Origin of the sequence: Streptomyces sp. NPDC015125, from assembly GCF_043080045.1 — a bacterium.
Classification (GTDB): Bacteria; Actinomycetota; Actinomycetes; order Streptomycetales; family Streptomycetaceae; genus Streptomyces.
The window spans coordinates 932,783-950,086 of record NZ_JBIBVF010000001.1 but is presented as its reverse complement, the minus strand read 5'-3'; the positions used below and the strand labels follow the sequence as shown (position 1 = coordinate 950,086).

Genomic DNA, 17,304 nt, shown 5'->3' with positions numbered 1-17,304 from the left:
CGCTTTCTTGTTCTTCGTCCTTTCCGCACCGTCATCCCCGAGGGGAGTGCGCCATCAACGCAGCATCCACGAGCAGTGGCCGGGCCGTCCCGGACGCCCCCGCTGTAGAACTCCGCGGAATCACCAAAAGGTTCCCCGGCGTCGTGGCCAACCACGACATCCATCTCACCGTGCGCCGCGGCACCGTCCACGCCCTCTGCGGCGAGAACGGTGCCGGCAAGTCCACCCTGATGAAGATCCTCTACGGCATGCAGAAGCCGGACGAGGGCACCATCGCGCTGGACGGCGAGCAGGTCACCCTGCACACCCCGGGCGACGCCATCGCCCGCGGCATCGGCATGGTGCACCAGCACTTCATGCTGGCCGACAACCTCACCGTCCTGGAGAACACCGTCCTCGGCGCGGAGAAGCTGCACGGCATCGGCGCCGGCGCCCGCGCGAAGATAGCGGAGCTCTCCGACGCCTACGGGCTCCACATCCGGCCGGACGTGCTGGTCGAGGACCTCGGTGTCGCCGACCGCCAGCGGGTGGAGATCCTCAAGGTCCTCTACCGCGGCGCCCGCACCCTCATCCTCGACGAGCCGACCGCCGTCCTGGTCCCGCAGGAGGTCGACGCGCTCTTCGACAACCTGCGCGAGCTCAAGTCCGAGGGCCTGACCGTCATCTTCATCTCGCACAAGCTGGGCGAGGTGCTCTCGGTCGCCGACGACATCACCGTCATCCGGCGCGGCACGACCGTGGCGTCGGTCGAGCCGTCCGGGACCACGCCCAAGCAGCTCGCCGAGCTGATGGTCGGCAGCGAACTCCCGTCGCCCGAGACCCGCGAGTCGACCGTCACGGACCAGGAGATGCTGCGCGTGCGCGATCTCCACCTCTCCGCGACCGACTCCGACGGGGTGGTCCGCACCGTCCTGGACGGCATCTCCTTCACCATCCACAAGGGCGAGGTGCTGGGCGTCGCCGGTGTCGAGGGCAATGGCCAGGCCGAACTCGTCGAGGCCGTCATGGGCACCCGCACCCCCGACCACGGCACCGTCACCCTGGACGGCACGAACCTGTCCGGGGCCTCCACCCGCGCCCGGCGCAAGGGCGGCATCGGCTACATCCCCGAGGACCGCCACCGCCACGGCCTGCTGCTGGAAGCCCCGCTGTGGGAGAACCGCATCCTGGGCCACGTCACCGAGCGGCCCAACAGCAAGGGCAAACTGCTCGACCTGGCCGGCGCCCGCAAGGACACCGAGCGCATCGTCGCCGAGTACGACGTCCGCACCCCCGGCATCGAGGTCACCGCGTCCTCGCTCTCCGGCGGCAACCAGCAGAAGCTGATCGTCGGCCGCGAGATGAGCCACCGGCCCAAGCTCCTGATCGCCGCCCACCCCACCCGCGGGGTCGACGTCGGCGCGCAGGCGCAGATCTGGGAACAGATCCGCGAGGCGCGGCGCGAGGGCCTGGCGGTGCTGCTGATCTCTGCCGACCTGGACGAGCTGATCGGGCTGTCCGACACTCTGCGGGTGATGTACCGGGGCCGGCTGGTCGCGGATGCGGACCCCGCCGTCATCACCCCGGAGGAGTTGGGCTCCGCCATGACCGGTGCCGCCAGCGGCCACCTCACCGCCGCGGACGAGACCGCGGCGGACGACAGTGCGCCGAACGGCGCCGGCGAGCAGGGCGGTGAGCAGAAGTGAGCACCTCCACGAACAGCTCCACCAAGGGCCCCGCCAAGAACCCCACTGCGGACGCCATCGCCCGCAGCGCCACCCGCGACAAGGTGATCCTCGCGATCGCCGCGCCCGTCCTGGCCATCGTCGCCGCGATAGTGATCTCGTCCCTGGTGTTCCTCGCGTCCGGCGAGAACCCCTTCCGGGCCTACGGGATCATGGCCGACTACGGCCACTACAGCGACAGCCAGGTCTGGATCATCAACAAGGCGGTGCCGTACTACCTTTCGGCGCTGGCGGTGGCCATCGGCTTCCGCATGAACCTCTTCAACATCGGCGTCGACGGCCAGTACCGCCTCGCGGCCTTCGCGGCTGCCGCGGTGGGCGGCGCCATCGCCCTCCCCGGCGCGATCCAGATCATCCTGCTCATCGTCGTCGCGATGCTGGTGGGCGCGATCTGGTCGGGCATCGCGGGTCTGCTGAAGACCACCCGCGGCGTCAGCGAAGTGATCACCACGATCATGCTGAACGCCATTGCCGCCTCGATCATCGGCTACTTCCTGCAGGACGGCCGCCTCGCCATCAAGGACGGCAACCTCCTGCACACCAAGTTCCTCCCGGAATCCAGCCACTTCTTCACCTTCCCGACCCACCCCAAGCCGGTCTACGGCTTCGTGGTGATCGCGGTGCTGGCCGGTGCGCTGTACTGGTTCGGGATCAACCGCACCCGCTTCGGCTTCGACCTGCGCGCCGTGGGCGCCTCCGAGTCGGCCGCCGAGGCCAGCGGTGTCAGCGTCAAGCGCATGGTCGTCAGCAGCATGCTGCTGTCGGGTGCCGCGGCCGGCCTGGTCGGCATGCCCACCCTGCTCGGCGAGTCCTTCCAGTACGGCACGGACTTCCCGGCCGGGATCGGCTTCACCGGTATCGCCATCGCCCTGCTCGGCCGCAACCACCCGGTCGGGATGGCCTTCGGCGCCCTGCTGTGGGCGTTCCTCGACCGCACCGGCTCCCGGCTGGAGTTCGAGGGCTACGCACAGGAGATCGTCGGCGTCATCCAGGGCGTCATCGTGCTCTGCGTGGTCATCGCCTACGAGGTCGTGCGCCGCTACGGGCTGCGCCTGCAGCAGCGCAAGGTCGGCGAGGAGCTGGCCGCCCTGTCCCGCACGACCAACGCCGACAAGTCTGACAAGAGCGACAAGCCGGAGGTGTCGGCGTGAGTACGGACCTCAAGACCGCGACGAAGCTCGCGGTCCCCGGGAAGAGCGGGCGGCGCAAGCTGACCTACCCCTGGATCCTGCTGATCATCGCCGGCGCGCTGGTCGCGCTCTCCGTCCTGCGGGCCGTCACCGGCACCGCGGACCTCACCTCCACCGGCCAGTTCGGCGCCGCGCTGAGCGCCGCCGTGCCGATCGGCCTGGCGGGTCTGGGCGGCCTGTGGTCCGAGCGGGCCGGCGTGGTCAACATCGGCCTCGAAGGCATGATGATGCTCGGCTCGTTCGCGGCCGGCTGGGTCGGCTGGGAGCACGGCCCCTGGGCGGCGGCGCTGGCCGGCATCATCGGCGGCGCGCTCGGCGGGCTGATCCACGCCGTCGCCACCGTCACCTTCGGCGTCGACCACATCGTCTCCGGTGTCGCGGTCAACATCCTGGCGCTCGGCGCCACCCAGTACCTGGCCACCCTGTGGTTCGGCCAGGAGGGCAGCGCGGCGCTGGCCGCCGGCGGCAACGACAAGCAGTCCCCGCCGATGCCCGACATGCCGAGCTTCACCGTCCCCGGCCTGTCGGACTGGCTCAACTCCATCGAGGGCCACCACTGGTTCCTGGTCTCCGACATCGCCGGCATCCTCGGCGCTGCGGTCACCAGCGTCTCCTGGCTGACCCTGCTCACCATCGGCCTGTTCATCGGCACCTTCTACCTGCTGTGGCGCTCCTCGTTCGGTCTGCGGCTGCGCTCCTGCGGCGAGGCCCCGGTCTCGGCCGAGTCCCTGGGCGTCAACGTCTACTCGTACAAGTACGCGGCGGTCCTGATCTCCGGCGCCCTGGCCGGCCTCGGCGGTGCCTTCCTCTCCATCGGGGTGCACTTCTACCAGGACGGCCAGACCGGCGGCCGCGGCTACATCGGTCTCGCCACGATGATCTTCGGCAACTGGCGTCCTGGCGGTGTCGCGATGGGCGCGGGCCTGTTCGGCTTCATGGACGCCATGCAGCTGCGCAGCGGCGGCCCGACCGTCCACGCCCTGCTGCTGGGCCTGGCCGCCCTGCTCGCGGTGATCGCGCTGCTGAAGCTCCGCGCCGCCAAGCGCACCCAGGCCGCGCTGTCGGCGGTGGCCGCGGCCGTCCTCATAGGCTGGTACTTCCTGGCCGACACCGTTCCGCTGGAACTGGTCGAGGCGAGCCCGTACATCGCCACCCTGCTCGTCCTCGCCCTCTCCGCCCAGCGACTGCGGCCCCCGAAGGCGAACGGCAGGCCCTACCGCCGAGGACAAGGCACATGACACCACCGGTGCCGGTCGACTGGACCGCACTGCGCGCGCAGGCCCGGGACGCGATGTCCCGGGCCTACGCCCCTTATTCCGGCTACCCCGTCGGCGCCGCCGCCCTCGTGGACGACGGCCGCACGGTCACCGGCTGCAACGTCGAGAACGCCTCGTACGGCCTCGCCCTCTGCGCCGAATGCGGCCTGGTCTCCGCCCTGTTCGCAGGGGGCGGAGGGCGGCTGACCGCCTTCACCTGCGTGGACGGCGCGGGCGAGCTGCTCGTCCCGTGCGGCCGCTGCCGCCAGCTGCTCTGGGAACACGGCGGCCCGGACCTCCTCGTCGACACGGCAGCCGGCATCCGCCCCCTGTCGGAACTCCTGCCGGATGCCTTCGGGCCGGGGCATCTGAGGGGGTGACGGGGACAGTGCGCCAACCACGGCACCCGAGGCTCGTCCGCGGCCCCTTCTTGGCGCAAGTGGCAACGGCTACGCGCAGACTCGAATCTACCGGGCAAGCACACTTCCGAGTGCTTCCCCATTGAGCGAAGAGGACCTCAGAGCGCTCGCAGCGCGTTGCCGAGGTCCGGGCCGTAGCCGGCCCGGCATTGGATGTCCCCGACGTCGGAGACCAGGTCGCCGAGGTACCAGTCGCCGTCGTCGGCCTGGACAGCGCAGATCCCGTCCAGGTTGATCGCGCAGACGGCCTGGAGGGGTGTTCCGTTGTGGGTGACGGTGCCGAGGACGGTGAGCAGGTCGGCTTGCGGGCAGCCGGTGAGGCGCTGGACGTCCGCCAAGGTCCAGGGCTCGGGCAGGTGCTCGTCGCGGTGCTCGGCGGCGGGGAGGAGTTCGACCACGGCATGGCCGAGCTGGGGCCGGATCCACTCGCCGTCGCGTTCGATGCCGAGTACGCCTCCGAGGAAGGCCATCTCGCGGGTCCCGGCGGGGGTCTCCCAGCGAAACGGGACACGGGAGACGTGGGAGGGGAAGTCCTCCTCGGGGAGGGTGCCCGCACCGAACGACCGCTTGGGACATGGTCCGTTGTCGGTGTACCGGTGGGCGAAGAAGGCCGTGATCCATCCCGTGACCCGGTCGCCGCCGGAATCCGACTCCCACTTGTAGAGCGAGCGCCAGAAGTGGTGGTCGACACCCCACCCCGAGGCTGTCGCGCAGATCGCGTCCAGCACCGGGTGCAGGGCGGTGAACCACGGCCGCAGGCCCTCGAACCAGCCCTCCAACTCCCGTACTCGCGCCGCCAGCAGGCGCCAGTCCCGGTCCGTGCCCTCCAACCGGATCCGGGGAATACCGCAGAGCGTCTGCCACCGGAAGCGGTAGTACGGCCTGACCACATCCATCAGCGCCACCAGCGCGGCCGTGGCGTCGGTGGGGGTGGTGGTCGAAAAGGCCGGCTGGAACAGGTCGGCCACCTCGTCGCCGATCCGGCCACGCAGGGGCTGTTGGACCAGGTTGATCGAGTGCTCCCAGTCCTGCGGAGCCAGGTCGTCGCGGACGGCGATGGTCTGCTGGTGCCCAGGCGTGTCGGTGAAGACTCCCTCGTACGTGCTGGAGTTCAGCCGGACGTGCCCGGCCACCTCGTGCACCACGGCGTACCAGAGCAGATCAGGCGAGAGGCTCAGCGGCAGGTGGGCCGTGAAGCAGAGGTGGACGGCGCGCAGTAGGAGGCTGGAGGTGGGCTCGGCGTTCTCCTGGGCGTCAGTGGCCCAGCCGACGAGGCGGGTTGTGCTGCGGTGGTGGAAGCGGACTTGGTCGTGGAGCACCGCCTGCAGGAAGCGCCCGTTGCCGAGTTCGGTGAGTGCGGCGGCGAGCCGCGCTGCATCGGCGTCTTCGCCGAGCGGCAGGTCCATCTCGAAAGCCATCCGCACCCCCAGGAACAGTGATCGAACCTCGATCCTAGAAGCGGCACGAAGACCGTGGGCTCTGGCCCACCCGCCGCGTGACCGGGCAACCGGTAACAGGGCGTGCACGTACTTCTCCGCTACCCGGGGCCGGCGGCGGAGTCGGGCAGGGGCAGGGGGCTGGGCTCGTTTCCGCGTACGCCGACGTGGCGGGGTACGCGATCGTGGGGGGGGGGACGGCCGATGGGGAGGAGAGACGCCGGCGCCCGGCCGAGGCCCGGGACGTCGCACCGCACTGTGGACCGGGGTGCCGGCGTCGCCAGGTGCCCGGTGGGCTACGCTGTGCGGCCATGTATACCGGGACGGCATTGCGCCACACACGGATTGGTGACCCGGTGCTCTTCTGAGTGCCGTACGGGCCGGTGCGGGCCCGCTGTTTGATCGAGGATCTTGCGCTGCTGCGCGTGCTCCGCCTCCGTCGTGTTGATCACAGGCTCGACACATCAACGACGACAGGAGAATTCATGCCCACCAGGACTCTGCAGATTCCCACCGCGGACGGCCGGGCCGACGCCTTCGCCGCCTTCCCCGACCGTGGCGAGCGGCACCCAGGGGTGCTGATGTACGCGGACGGCTTCGGCATCCGGCCCGTGCTGCGGGAGATGGCCCGCGAACTGGCCGGGCACGGGTACTACGTACTCGTCCCCAACCTCTTCTACCGGCACGGCCCGGCACCGCTGATCGAACTGCCCGAGCACATCGGAGAAGAAGTCCGGCCCGCGCTCATGGCCCGGCTGATGCCGTTGATCGAAGCGCACACCGCCGAACGCGTACTGCGTGACGCCGACGCCTACCTCAGGTTCCTCACCACCCAGCCCGAGGTCGCCGCCGGACCGGTCGCGGTGACCGGCTACTGCATAGGCGGCCTCCTGGCGATGCGCACCGCCGCGGCCCACCCCGACCAGGTGGCCGCCCTCGCCGCATTCCACGGCCCCGTGGGCGTGGACGGGCCGGATGCCTTCGCCGAGATCACCGCCCAGGTCCACTTCGGCCATGCCGAAAGCGACCTGACGCCCGAAGTCCTGGGCGAGCTCAACCGGGCCCTGGACGCCGCGAAGGTCGACTACACCTCCGAGATCTACCCCGGCACCGTCCACGGGTTCACCATGTCCGACACCGAAGCCTTCGACCCCGCCGGACTACAGCGCCACTGGGACCGCCTGCTGCCCCTCCTCGACCGCACACTGGCCAACAGCTGAGGCTCCGGCTCGGAAACCAAACCTGAAGTACGCGGCTGCGACCAGCAAATAGCGCGGTGGGCCACACCGATGTCGGCACGGCCGTGGCCCACTTGGCCACCGAACACAGCGAGACCACAACCGACGAGGTACGAGATGTCTTAGGCTGACCACACCGCGACCGGTGCCGCGCCCGCCCTTCGCCGGGTGGGCGCGGCACCCCGCCGGGCCGGGGCATGGCTCGGCGCCCTGGGGCACCGGACGGGGCGCGCCGCACCCCAGGCACCGCCCCCGGCACCACCCCCAGGGGCGGCCGCCCGCCGCCCCTGGCCACCCCGCCGTCTATGCGTGTAGAACGGACCTACCCGTTTGAAAGGAACCCTCCATGGACGTCATCTCCGTCATCCGCGCCAAGCGCGACCGCGGCGAGCTGACCGCTGATCAGATCGCCTGGGTGATCGACGCCTACACCCGCGGCGAGGTGGCCCATGAGCAGATGTCGTCCCTCGCGATGGCCATCTTCCTCAACGGGATGAACCGCACGGAGATCGCCCGCTGGACGGCCGCGATGATCGCCTCCGGCGAGCGCATGGACTTCTCCTCGCTGCCCCGCCCCACCGCCGACAAGCACTCCACCGGCGGCGTCGGCGACAAGATCACCCTCCCGCTCGCCCCGCTCGTCGCCGCCTGCGGTGCGGCCGTACCGCAGCTTTCCGGCCGGGGCCTGGGCCACACCGGCGGCACTCTCGACAAGCTCGAAGCGATCCCCGGCTGGCGCGCGACGCTCTCCAACGCGGAGATGCTGGACGTTCTGCGCGATGTCGGCTCCGTCATCTGCGCCGCCGGCGACGGCCTGGCCCCCGCCGACAAGAAGCTCTACGCGCTCCGCGATGTCACCGGCACGGTCGAGTCCATCCCGCTGATCGCCTCCTCCATCATGTCCAAGAAGATCGCCGAGGGCACCGGCTCCCTCGTCCTGGACGTCAAGGTCGGCTCCGGCGCCTTCATGAAGGACCTCGCCAATGCCCGCGAACTGGCCTCCACGATGGTCGAGTTGGGCACCGACCACGGCGTGAAGACGGTCGCCCTGCTCACCGACATGGCCACCCCGCTCGGCCTGACCGCCGGCAACGCCCTCGAAGTCCGCGAATCCTTCGAGGTACTGGCCGGCGGCGGCCCCCAGGACGTCGTCGACCTCACCCTCGCCCTCGCCCGCGAAATGCTCGACGCGGCCGGCCTCAAGGACGCCGACCCGGCCAAGGCGCTGGCCGACGGCTCCGCCATGGACCACTGGCGCCGCATGATCAGTGCCCAGGGCGGCGACCCCGACGCAGCCCTCCCGGTGGCCCGCGAACAGCATGTCGTCACCGCCTCCTCCTCCGGCACTCTCACCACCCTCGACGCCTACGCCGTCGGCCTCGCCGCCTGGCGCCTGGGCGCCGGCCGGGCCCGCAAGGAGGACCCGGTCCAGGCAGGCGCGGGCGTCGAGCTGCACGCCAAGCCGGGCGACACGGTCACCGCCGGCCAACCCCTGCTGACCCTGCACACCGACACCCCCGAGAAGTTCCCCTACGCCCTGGAGGCCCTCGACGGCGGCGTCCTCGTCGGCCCCGAGGACGCGGCCTTCGCCGCCACTCCGGTGGTGCTGGAACGTATCGCCTGACCTGGACCCGAGGCCGAAGGGCCGCAGAGGGCTCGGCTCGTATGAGTGAACGGGACCCGTGGGCTGCCGCGGGTCCCGTTCCGCGTGGTGCAGTCGGGGGCGCGCCGAAGAGGAGGAGCCCGCCGTGACCGCACTCACCGCCGAGCATTACCCGCAGGAGGGCCGGGTATGGGAGGCCCTCGTCCGGATCTGGGAGGACACCGAGGCCCCTGAGGGCTGCATGGTGGAGATCGTGGAGGGCATCGTCACCGTCGCCCCGCCGCGCGATGTCCGGCAGAACGTGATCGTCGCTGAGCTCAGCCGCGCCCTGTACCAGCAGGCGCTCCCTGAGAACCGAGGCGCCTACCAGAAGCTTGCCCTCGCCGTTCCCGCCTGCCATGGCCTCTACGTCCCCAACCTCGTGGTGGCCCCCGATTCCGTGGTTCGGGGCCCCGGGTACTTCGTCCCCGCCGCCGCAGCCGAACTGGTCGTCGAGATCACCTCACCGAGCTCCGCGGTCCACGACCGGCTCCACAAACCCGCCGGATACGCCTCCGCAGGCGTACCCCTCTACCTGCTCATCGACCTCTGGTCGCCCGACGGCCCGACCGCCACCCTTCACGGCGACCCGGACCACACGCGCTACCGCAGCCGGCGCCCCACGTGCCTCGGCGAGCCGCTTCACCTCCCCGAGCCGTTCGACATGACCATCGACACGTCGCTCTTTCGCCTCAGTTGACGACGAAGGGCCCGCCCCACCAGGACAGGTGGTGGGGCGGGCCCTTCGGACTGAGGGGCGCCGGTTACGCGGCCTTCTCCAGGTGGAGGAGGCGCCGTTCGGCCACGGCCTTGCGGGTGGCGTAGAGGGTGATCGAGGCGGCGCCGACCATCGCGGCGAGGCCCAGGAGGACGGTGCCCTCCCAGCCGACGGCGTGGAAGGCGGCGGCGCCGAGCGCACCCCGGGGGCGCTCCCACCGTTCTCGGCTCTGCATCCCTCTCGTTCGTCTCCGAGCCATCACTGTATTCGTCATTGTGACGTGAATTCTCCCGAATCCGGCTGCAGTTCAGCCTGGCTCTGCGATGCTGGAGGCCGATCGAGAGGGGCCGCAGCGATGCAGTGGAAGATCCACGGGGAACGTCCGATCTACGAGAACAAGTGGGTGAACCTGTGGCTCACCGACGTCGAGACACCGGACGGACACCGTTGGGAACACCACGTCGTCAAGCTCCGCCACTTGGCCGTGGCCGCGGTCGTCAACGATCGTCGCGAGGTCCTGATGATGTGGCGGCATCGCTTCATCACGGATACCTGGGCGTGGGAGCTGCCCATGGGGCTGGTCGAGGAAGGCGAGACCCCGGCCGATGCGGCGGCCCGTGAGGTCTTGGAGGAGACCGGCTGGCGCCCCGGTCCCGTCAAGCCGCTGATCTACGCCGAGCCGGCCAACGGCATCACCGACTCCCAGCACTACGTCTTCCGGGCCGACGGGGCGACGTACGAGGGTCCGCCGACCGAGAAGAACGAGTCGGACCGGATCGAGTGGATCCCACTGGCCAAGGTTCGGGGCATGATCGACCGGCGCGGGATCGTCAGCAGCGGTTCCCTCGTCGGGCTGCTCTACGTGCTCATGGACGAGGCGATCCGCTGACCTTGCGGGGCAGTAGCTCCCGGAGCCGGGCCTCGAAAGCCAGCGCGGCCGGCTCCCGGCGGAAAGGCTTCAACTGCTCGTAGAACTCCCGGAGGTGGCCGGCGACTCGTTGTGACCTCACGGCCGCCGCAGGAGCCAGCGCGTCCATTGCCGTGTGGCACGCCTCGTCGAGCTTCCCGCGTTGCAGCTGGGTGCGGGCCAGCCAGACGGCGTGGAAGGCGCGGCCCCGGTGGTTCGATCGGTGTTCGCGGCGTAGGGCGTCCGCGATCAGGGGTTCAGCGACGGCGGCTTCGCCCAGACGGCCGTGGGCGATGCCGGTGTCCACGATCAGCTTCGGCTCGTCGAAGTAGGCCACCCAGGCCGGGTCCGGATCGTCGGCACTGATCCGGCTGAAGCAGGTGTGGGCTTCCGAGATCGCGCTGTGGGTGGCGCTGTGGTTCCCGAGGGTGGCATGGGCGAAGGCTTCCCGCATCGCGAGCATGGCCAGTACACGCGGCGTCGTTCCCTCTGCGTCTCGGGCTTGGTCCTCGGCTGCCGTGACGAGTGCGAGGGCATCCCCGGGCTTGTCCTGGTAGGTGGCCTGGAGGCTCATGCAGGCGAGCACGTTGGCCATGAACTGGCGGTCGTCGATGGCCTTGGCCAGCCCCAGAGCTTCGGTGAAGTAGGCGCGTGCCTGGTTGTACTGGCGCGCGTCGAAGTAGGTCCACCCGGTGAGCCGGGCCAGCTCGGCCGCGATGCTGTGCAGGCCGTCCCGCATGGGTGTGGGGCGCTGCTCCTTGAGGAGACCAACTACGTAGCGGAGCTGACCGACGACCGCCGGCCGTAAGGTCTCTCCGCCGTGCTCGTCGTCCCGGCGCCAGTAGTCCGCGATCGACGAGTGCAGCGCGTCCAGCGTCGAGGGGCTGAGGTCGTGCTCGGCCGCCAAGGCAAGAATGCTGTCCACGTCCGCCCCCGGCAGCCCCGCGGCCAGTGGCTCGCCGCCCGGCGGCGTCTCGACCGGTTCTCGTGGGGTGACGGTCAGGCTCTGCGGGGACTCCCACCCTCGCCGGGCCAGGCCGAGCATGTGCCCAGGGATGCACAGTCCGTCCAGTCTTCGGCCTACCGTCGAAACCGGTGTCTTCCCTCTGGGGGCCGTCTGGCGGCGCAGGACTCGCCTTCACCAGGACGGTGGAGGTCTCCCGGAGCGACGAAGGGCCCGCCCCACCAGGACAGGTGGTGGGGCGGGCCCTTCGGGCTGAGGGGCGCCGGTTACGCGGCCTTCTCCAGGTGGAGGAGGCGCCGTTCGGCCACGGCCTTGCGGGTGGCGTAGAGGGTGATCGAGGCGGCGCCGACCATCGCGGCGAGGCCCAGGAGGACGGTGCCCTCCCAGCCGACGGCGTGGAAGGCGGCGGCGCCGAGCGCACCGCCCAGGCTGCTGCCGACGTAGTAGGAGCACTGGTACAGCGCCGAGGCCTGGGCACGCGCCGTCTTGGCGGTGCGGCTGACCGAGGACGAGGCGACCGCATGGCCCGCGAAGAAGCCCGCGGTGATCAGGACCAGGCCCGCCAGCACCGCGGCGACGGAGTCGGCGAGGGAGAGCAGCAGACCCGTCGAGGTGGTGCCGACGGCCAGGTAGAGGGCGCCGCGGCGGCCCGTCCGGGCGACCAGCTTGCCGGCCGCGGCCGAGGAGACCGTGCCGACCAGGTAGATCACGAAGATCGAACCGACAATGCCCTGCGGGAGGTTGAACGGTTCGGAGACCAGGCGGTAGCCGATGACCGTGTAGACCGCGCCGAAGACCGTCATGAACAGCCCGCCGATGGCGTAGAGGCGGCGCAGCAGCGGGTCGGCCAGGTGGCCGCCGAGCGTACGGGCCAGCGCCCGCGGACCCACCGAACGGGGCGCGAAGTGCCGGGCCTTGGGGACCAGCAGCCGGAACGTCACCGCACACACCACGGCCAGCACACCCACCGCGGCCAGCGCGGCCCGCCAGCCCCACGCCTGGGCGACCCAGCCGGTCACGATCCGGCCGGACATCCCGCCGATGCTGTTGCCCGCCACGAACAGTCCGATGGCCGCCACCAGCGCCTTGGCACGTACCTCCTCGGCCAGAAAGGCCATCGCCGATGCCGGCAGCCCGGCCAGCGCCACACCCTGGACGCCGCGCAGCGCGATCAGCGCACCGAGCGACGGGGCGAACGGCACCAGCATGGCGATCAGCGCGGCGACCGAGAGGGACACCGTCATCAGCGTGCGCCGGCCGAAGCGCTCGGAGACCGCGCTCAGCGGGATCACTCCGAGCGCCAGGCCGAAGGTGGCCGCGGATACGGTCCAGCTCGCCTGGTCCGGGCTGACCCCGAGGTCGGTGGAGATCGCGGGCAGCAGCGCCTGCGTGGAGTAGAGGAGTGCGAAGGTCGCCACTCCGGCGGCGAAGAGGGCGAAGCTCATCCGGCGGTAGCCGGGGCCGCCAGGCCGCAGCTTGCCCGACTCGGGGTCGGGTGCGGCGGAGGGAGAAGTGTCAGTGGACGACTGGGGAGAGGCGGCCGCACGGTCGGTAACGGACGCCCCGGTATCAGCGGGAGGCATGCTTCGAAGGTAGGCCGCCGCGTTTCATGCGTCCAATGCATAGAAACGGCATAATCGATGCTGTGACACATGATCCCAGCTCACAAGGGCCGCTGTTGCAAGGTCGCAACAGAAAAGATGTTGCCGGAGCGCCGCGGGCCGGTGCGGAGGCAGGGGAGGCGGCAGAGCTCGGGGGCGATTCCTGGGCGGCGATCCTTGCCCCGCGGCTCGCCCAGTTCACCGCCGTCGCCCGGCACGAACACGTCACCCGCGCCGCGCTGGAGCTCGGCATGCCGCAGCCGACGCTCAGCCGCGCGCTCGTCCGCCTGGAGGACGACCTCGGCGTCGCCCTCTTCGCCCGGCACGGCCGCACCCTCTCCCTCACCCGGGCCGGCCGGGCCTTTCTCGCCTCCACCGAGCGGGCGTTGACGGAGCTGGAGCGGGCAACGGAGTCCGTACGGGCCGATGTCGACCCCGCCGCAGGGAAGGTGGCGTTCGGGTTTCTGCACACCCTGGGATCGGAGACCGTGCCCGGCCTGATCCGCAGCTTCCGTGCCGACCACCCGCGCGTCCGCTTCCAGCTCGTCCAGAACTACGGCGAGGCCATGATCGAGCGGCTGCGCGCCGGTGACCTCGATCTGTGCCTGACCTCGCCGGTCCCGGACTACCCGGACCTGGTCGCCCGCCGGCTCGACGAGCAGAAGCTGCGCCTGGTCGTTCCGGACGACCATGCGCTGGCCGGCCGGAAGCGGGTCCGGCTCGCCGAGGCCGCCGGCGAGCTGTTCGTCACCCTCGAACCCGGCTACGGGCTGCGCCGGATCACCGACGCACTGTGTGCCGAGGCGGGCTTCACCCCACGGATCGCCTTCGAGGGGGAGGAGGCCGAGACGCTGCGCGGCCTGGTCGCGGCCGGGCTCGGCGTGGCACTGCTGCCACCGCCCGCCGTACCGCGCCCGGGAGTCGCCGAGCTGACGGTGACGGCCCCCCGCGCCGTCCGCGAGATCGGCGTCGCCTGGCTGGACGGCCATCCCGACACCCCGCCGGTCGCCGAATTCAAGAAGTTCCTGCTGAGCCGGCGGGGGAGGCTGCTGCCCAGGTGACGGGCGCACCCGGGAGCGACACCGCGTTCAGGGCCTCACTCCCGCAGGGCCTCACTCCCGCAGTGCTTCACTCCCGCAGTGCCTTTGTGCCTCCGTTCCTCCGTCCGAGGCTCGGTGCCTCCGTGCCTCGGGCTCGCGGTCCTCAGTGCCGTAGCGACGCCCCGAAGCCCGCGGCGAGTGGCATCCGCAGGCCCAGCGGCGGTGGTGCGGCCAGGGCGTCCTTCACGGGTCTGGCGTAGTCGCGGGCGAACAGTGAGCCGAGCATGAAATCGGCGGCCAGGGCGAGGACTTCGGCGCGGTGCTGGTGCAGGGAGTGGCCGTCGGAGTGCACCTCGAAACGGCAGGTGTCGCGGTTGACCTTCTTGGCGCGCTCGGCGTAGCGGTAGGAGAGATCCGGGTCGGTGCGTTCGTCGTTGGTGCCGTGGACCAGCAGGACCTGCCGACCGATGAGCTGTTTCACCGGTTCGGGCCGCTCGTCGCTCTGGCCGGGGTCGGGCAGCCAAGGGGCCAGCGCCAGTACGGAGTTGACGGCGGGGTGACCTGCGGCGTGCAGGGCGGCGCGGGCGCCCATGCCCGTGCCGACGAGGCAGACCGGGACATCGCCATAGCGGCGGACCACCTCGTCCAGGGCCCAGGTGGCATCCCGTGCCGGGTGGGCGTCGGGCCCGTTCCAGCCGCTGCAGCGGTAGCGCACGACATGGGCCGTCAGGCCCTCGGGGCGCCCCGCTTTCACCAGCCGGACGGCCAGGGGACGCACCGCCAGCGCGGCCACCGGCGACGGACGCCGCACCCCGGTCGGTCCGCCTCCGGGCAGTAAAAGAGCTACCCCGCTCACCTCCCGGCCGGTGCCCCGACCGCCGCCACCCCGCCACCGGAGCGCCTCGCGCGCCCCTTCCTTGCCGGCCGTTCCCAGCGGTTTTCCCAGCCGGGCCTCGCGCACCGGCAGTGCTTGCTGAGCCATGAGCAGAACGATGGCAGAAGGTGGCGTGCCCGCCACCCCGTGGACGGGTCACTGTTACATATCGTTCGATGAGATCTACGCGCGTAGGGGCTAGAGTGCCGAGATGACGAGCGAGACCACCACACTCCCGACCAGTGAACAGATCCGCCGTGCCCCCAAGGTGCTGCTCCACGACCACCTCGACGGCGGGCTCCGTCCGGCCACGGTCGTGGACCTGGCCCGTGAGACCGGCTACGAGGGCCTGCCCGAGACCGACCCGGAGAAGCTCGGGGTCTGGTTCCGTGAGGCCGCCGACTCCGGTTCGCTGGAGCGCTACCTGGAGACCTTCGCGCACACCTGCGCCGTCATGCAGACCCGTGACGCACTGGCCCGGGTGGCCGCCGAGTGCGCCGAAGACCTTGCCGCGGACGGTGTCGTCTATGCCGAGGTCAGGTATGCGCCCGAGCAGCACCTCGAAGCGGGCCTGACCCTCGAAGAGGTCGTCGAGGCGGTCAACGAGGGCTTCCGCGAGGGCGAGCGGCGGGCCCGCGAGAAGGGCCACCGCATCCGCGTCGGCGCGCTGCTCACCGCGATGCGGCACGCCGCCCGCGCCCTGGAGATCGCCGAACTCGCCAACCGCTACCGGGACACCGGCGTCGTCGGCTTCGACATCGCGGGCGCGGAGGCCGGTTACCCGCCCACCCGCCACCTCGACGCGTTCGAGTACCTCAAGCGGGAGAACAACCACTTCACCATCCACGCCGGTGAGGCCTTCGGTCTGCCGTCCATCTGGCAGGCCCTGCAGTGGTGCGGCGCCGACCGCCTCGGCCATGGGGTCCGGATCATCGACGACATCGAGGTCGCCGACGACGGCTCGGTCAAGCTCGGCCGGCTCGCCTCGTACGTACGGGACAAGCGCATCCCGCTGGAGATGTGCCCGACCTCCAACCTGCAGACCGGGGCCGCCCCTTCCTATGCGGAGCACCCCATCGGCCTGCTGCGCCGACTGCAATTCCGGCTCACGCTCAACACCGACAACCGGCTGATGAGCGGCACGAACATGTCCCGGGAATTCGAGCATCTGGTCAAGACCTTCCGATACACGCTCGATGACATGCAGTGGTTTACAGTCAATGCGATGAAATCAGCGTTCATTCCTTTCGATGAACGTCTGGCCATGATCAATGACGTCATCAAGCCCGGTTACGCAGAATTGCGGGCCGAATGGCTGTTCCGTCCCCAGGGCTCAACTTCCCCTGTGAACAGCTCTTCTGACTCTGTGTGAGCGGGTAGCGCGAGCTTATAGCGCAACGGCCGGTGGAATGTCCACCGGCCGTTTTTTCTTTCGTCGTGGCTGTTTGCGGCGCCGGTTGCCGCATCACTAGGTTGATTGGCCGGTCAAGCCCCCATCACGAGGACGTAATTCGATGAAGCAGGGAACCATCAAGACTCTCGGTACCGTCGCGCTCGGTGCCGCCTTCGCCGTCACCGCCGCGGGCGTCGCCAGCGCCGCCCCGGCGATCGGCACCCCCGACACCACCGGGGTGCTGAAGAGCCTGCCGGTGAAGGACGCCACCAAGACCGTCTCCGGGCTCACCAAGGCCAAGCCGGCTGGCAAGAACGTCAAGACCAAGATGAACTCCCAGGGCAACAAGCTGCTGGGCGGCCTGCAGCCCGGCAGCCTCCTCGGCGGCTGACGCCGGACGCGGCCCGTCCCCCGGGGGACGGGTATCGCGCCGTGCCCCGTCCGTACGCCCTGGTGCGTACGGACGGGGCACCGTCACGTGCGGCCGGGGACAGTGTGATGTGCGCCCGGGGACACCCTGATGTGCGGCGGGGGACCCGGCCCGGCGCGGCGGGGCATCCGCTCAGCGGTGCATCGGCTCAACCGTGCATCGGTTCAACCGTGCATCGGCTCAGTGGTCCACGCCGGGCAGCCTCGGGGCGGCCGGGCGGGTCACCAGGCGGCGGCGCCGGTGGCCTTCTCCTCCGAGGGGAGGAGTATCCACAGCGCCAGATAGACCAGGAACTGCGGGCCGGGAAGCAGACACGACACCACGAAGAGCACGCGCATCGTCGTCGGAGTCGTACCGAAGCGACGGGCCAGGCCCGCGCACACTCCGGCGATCATTCGGTTGTTGCGGGGGCGGACCAGTGCGGCGGCCATGAGGACGGCTCCTTTGCGACTCTGTGGGGCGTGTGCCCCGA

Annotated in this window: 16 protein-coding genes and 1 pseudogene; 11 read left to right on the top strand and 6 right to left on the bottom strand. The window is 70.5% G+C overall.

Features of this window, described 5'->3' with window-relative positions; translation table 11 throughout:
* Positions 1-143: 143 nt before the first annotated feature.
* From ACF088_RS04130 to ACF088_RS04115, 4 genes are read left to right on the top strand one after another with little or no spacing between them, the layout of a single operon-like run.
* A complete protein-coding gene (locus tag ACF088_RS04130) occupies positions 144-1,685 on the top strand; it encodes an ABC transporter ATP-binding protein (RefSeq protein ID WP_392373799.1) in 1,542 nt (513 codons plus the stop codon).
* A 56-nt stretch (positions 1,686-1,741) separates the two neighbouring features.
* Complete coding sequence (locus ACF088_RS04125; RefSeq protein WP_392373996.1) at positions 1,742-2,875, top strand: ABC transporter permease; 1,134 nt, start codon at positions 1,742-1,744, stop codon at positions 2,873-2,875.
* Complete coding sequence (locus ACF088_RS04120; protein WP_392373798.1) at positions 2,872-4,152, top strand: ABC transporter permease; 1,281 nt, start codon at positions 2,872-2,874, stop codon at positions 4,150-4,152. Before ACF088_RS04125 ends, ACF088_RS04120 begins: the two co-directional genes overlap by 4 nt.
* Positions 4,149-4,550 (top strand): cytidine deaminase, encoded by a 402-nt coding sequence (locus tag ACF088_RS04115; RefSeq protein WP_392373797.1) that lies wholly within the window; start codon positions 4,149-4,151, stop codon positions 4,548-4,550. The genes ACF088_RS04120 and ACF088_RS04115 overlap by 4 nt, the downstream gene beginning before the upstream one ends.
* A gap of 137 nt (positions 4,551-4,687) precedes the next feature.
* On the opposite strand, the gene ACF088_RS04110 is transcribed toward ACF088_RS04115, so the two are convergent.
* Positions 4,688-6,007: a DUF4419 domain-containing protein gene (locus ACF088_RS04110; RefSeq protein ID WP_392373796.1), complete on the bottom strand. Its 1,320-nt coding sequence runs from the start codon at positions 6,005-6,007 to the stop codon at positions 4,688-4,690.
* A 503-nt stretch (positions 6,008-6,510) separates the two neighbouring features.
* On the opposite strand from ACF088_RS04110, the gene ACF088_RS04105 reads away from it, so the two are divergent.
* The 3 genes from ACF088_RS04105 (at position 6,511) to ACF088_RS04095 (ending at position 9,605) form a co-directional block, all read left to right on the top strand.
* A complete protein-coding gene (locus tag ACF088_RS04105; RefSeq protein ID WP_392373795.1) occupies positions 6,511-7,245 on the top strand; it encodes a dienelactone hydrolase family protein in 735 nt (244 codons plus the stop codon).
* 364 nt (positions 7,246-7,609) lie between these two features.
* Positions 7,610-8,887 (top strand): thymidine phosphorylase, encoded by a 1,278-nt coding sequence (locus ACF088_RS04100; RefSeq protein ID WP_392373794.1) that lies wholly within the window; start codon positions 7,610-7,612, stop codon positions 8,885-8,887.
* A gap of 124 nt (positions 8,888-9,011) precedes the next feature.
* Positions 9,012-9,605: a Uma2 family endonuclease gene (locus tag ACF088_RS04095; RefSeq protein ID WP_392373793.1), complete on the top strand. Its 594-nt coding sequence runs from the start codon at positions 9,012-9,014 to the stop codon at positions 9,603-9,605.
* Between the two features lie 64 nt (positions 9,606-9,669).
* Here ACF088_RS04095 and ACF088_RS04090 read toward each other — a convergent pair whose 3' ends face one another.
* A complete protein-coding gene (locus ACF088_RS04090) occupies positions 9,670-9,858 on the bottom strand; it encodes a hypothetical protein (RefSeq protein WP_392373792.1) in 189 nt (62 codons plus the stop codon).
* A gap of 120 nt (positions 9,859-9,978) precedes the next feature.
* On the opposite strand from ACF088_RS04090, the gene ACF088_RS04085 reads away from it, so the two are divergent.
* Positions 9,979-10,512 (top strand): NUDIX hydrolase, encoded by a 534-nt coding sequence (locus ACF088_RS04085; protein ID WP_392373791.1) that lies wholly within the window; start codon positions 9,979-9,981, stop codon positions 10,510-10,512.
* Here ACF088_RS04085 and ACF088_RS04080 read toward each other — a convergent pair.
* Both ACF088_RS04080 and ACF088_RS04075 read right to left on the bottom strand, forming a co-directional pair.
* Positions 10,490-11,608: pseudogene (locus tag ACF088_RS04080) on the bottom strand (hypothetical protein); the annotation flags it as partial. The gene ACF088_RS04085 and the pseudogene ACF088_RS04080 overlap by 23 nt on opposite strands.
* Before the next feature lie 152 nt (positions 11,609-11,760).
* Positions 11,761-13,077, bottom strand: a complete 1,317-nt coding sequence (locus ACF088_RS04075; protein WP_392373790.1) for an MFS transporter — start codon at positions 13,075-13,077, stop codon at positions 11,761-11,763.
* Between the two features lie 62 nt (positions 13,078-13,139).
* On the opposite strand from ACF088_RS04075, the gene ACF088_RS04070 reads away from it, so the two are divergent.
* A complete protein-coding gene (locus ACF088_RS04070; RefSeq protein WP_392373789.1) occupies positions 13,140-14,156 on the top strand; it encodes a LysR substrate-binding domain-containing protein in 1,017 nt (338 codons plus the stop codon).
* Between the two features lie 142 nt (positions 14,157-14,298).
* Here the strand turns inward: ACF088_RS04070 and ACF088_RS04065 are convergent, their stop codons facing one another.
* Complete coding sequence (locus tag ACF088_RS04065; RefSeq protein ID WP_392373788.1) at positions 14,299-15,117, bottom strand: alpha/beta hydrolase; 819 nt, start codon at positions 15,115-15,117, stop codon at positions 14,299-14,301.
* Between the two features lie 103 nt (positions 15,118-15,220).
* Here ACF088_RS04065 and ACF088_RS04060 point away from each other — a divergent pair, with 103 nt between their 5' ends.
* Positions 15,221-16,381, top strand: a complete 1,161-nt coding sequence (locus ACF088_RS04060) for an adenosine deaminase (protein WP_392373787.1) — start codon at positions 15,221-15,223, stop codon at positions 16,379-16,381.
* Between the two features lie 142 nt (positions 16,382-16,523).
* The gene (locus ACF088_RS04055) at positions 16,524-16,793 is read left to right on the top strand and encodes a hypothetical protein (RefSeq protein WP_392373786.1); all 270 of its coding nucleotides are present in this window, start codon (positions 16,524-16,526) and stop codon (positions 16,791-16,793) included.
* A 260-nt stretch (positions 16,794-17,053) separates the two neighbouring features.
* Here the strand turns inward: ACF088_RS04055 and ACF088_RS04050 are convergent, their stop codons facing one another.
* Complete coding sequence (locus ACF088_RS04050) at positions 17,054-17,263, bottom strand: PspC domain-containing protein (protein WP_392373785.1); 210 nt, start codon at positions 17,261-17,263, stop codon at positions 17,054-17,056.
* Positions 17,264-17,304 lie beyond the last annotated feature (41 nt).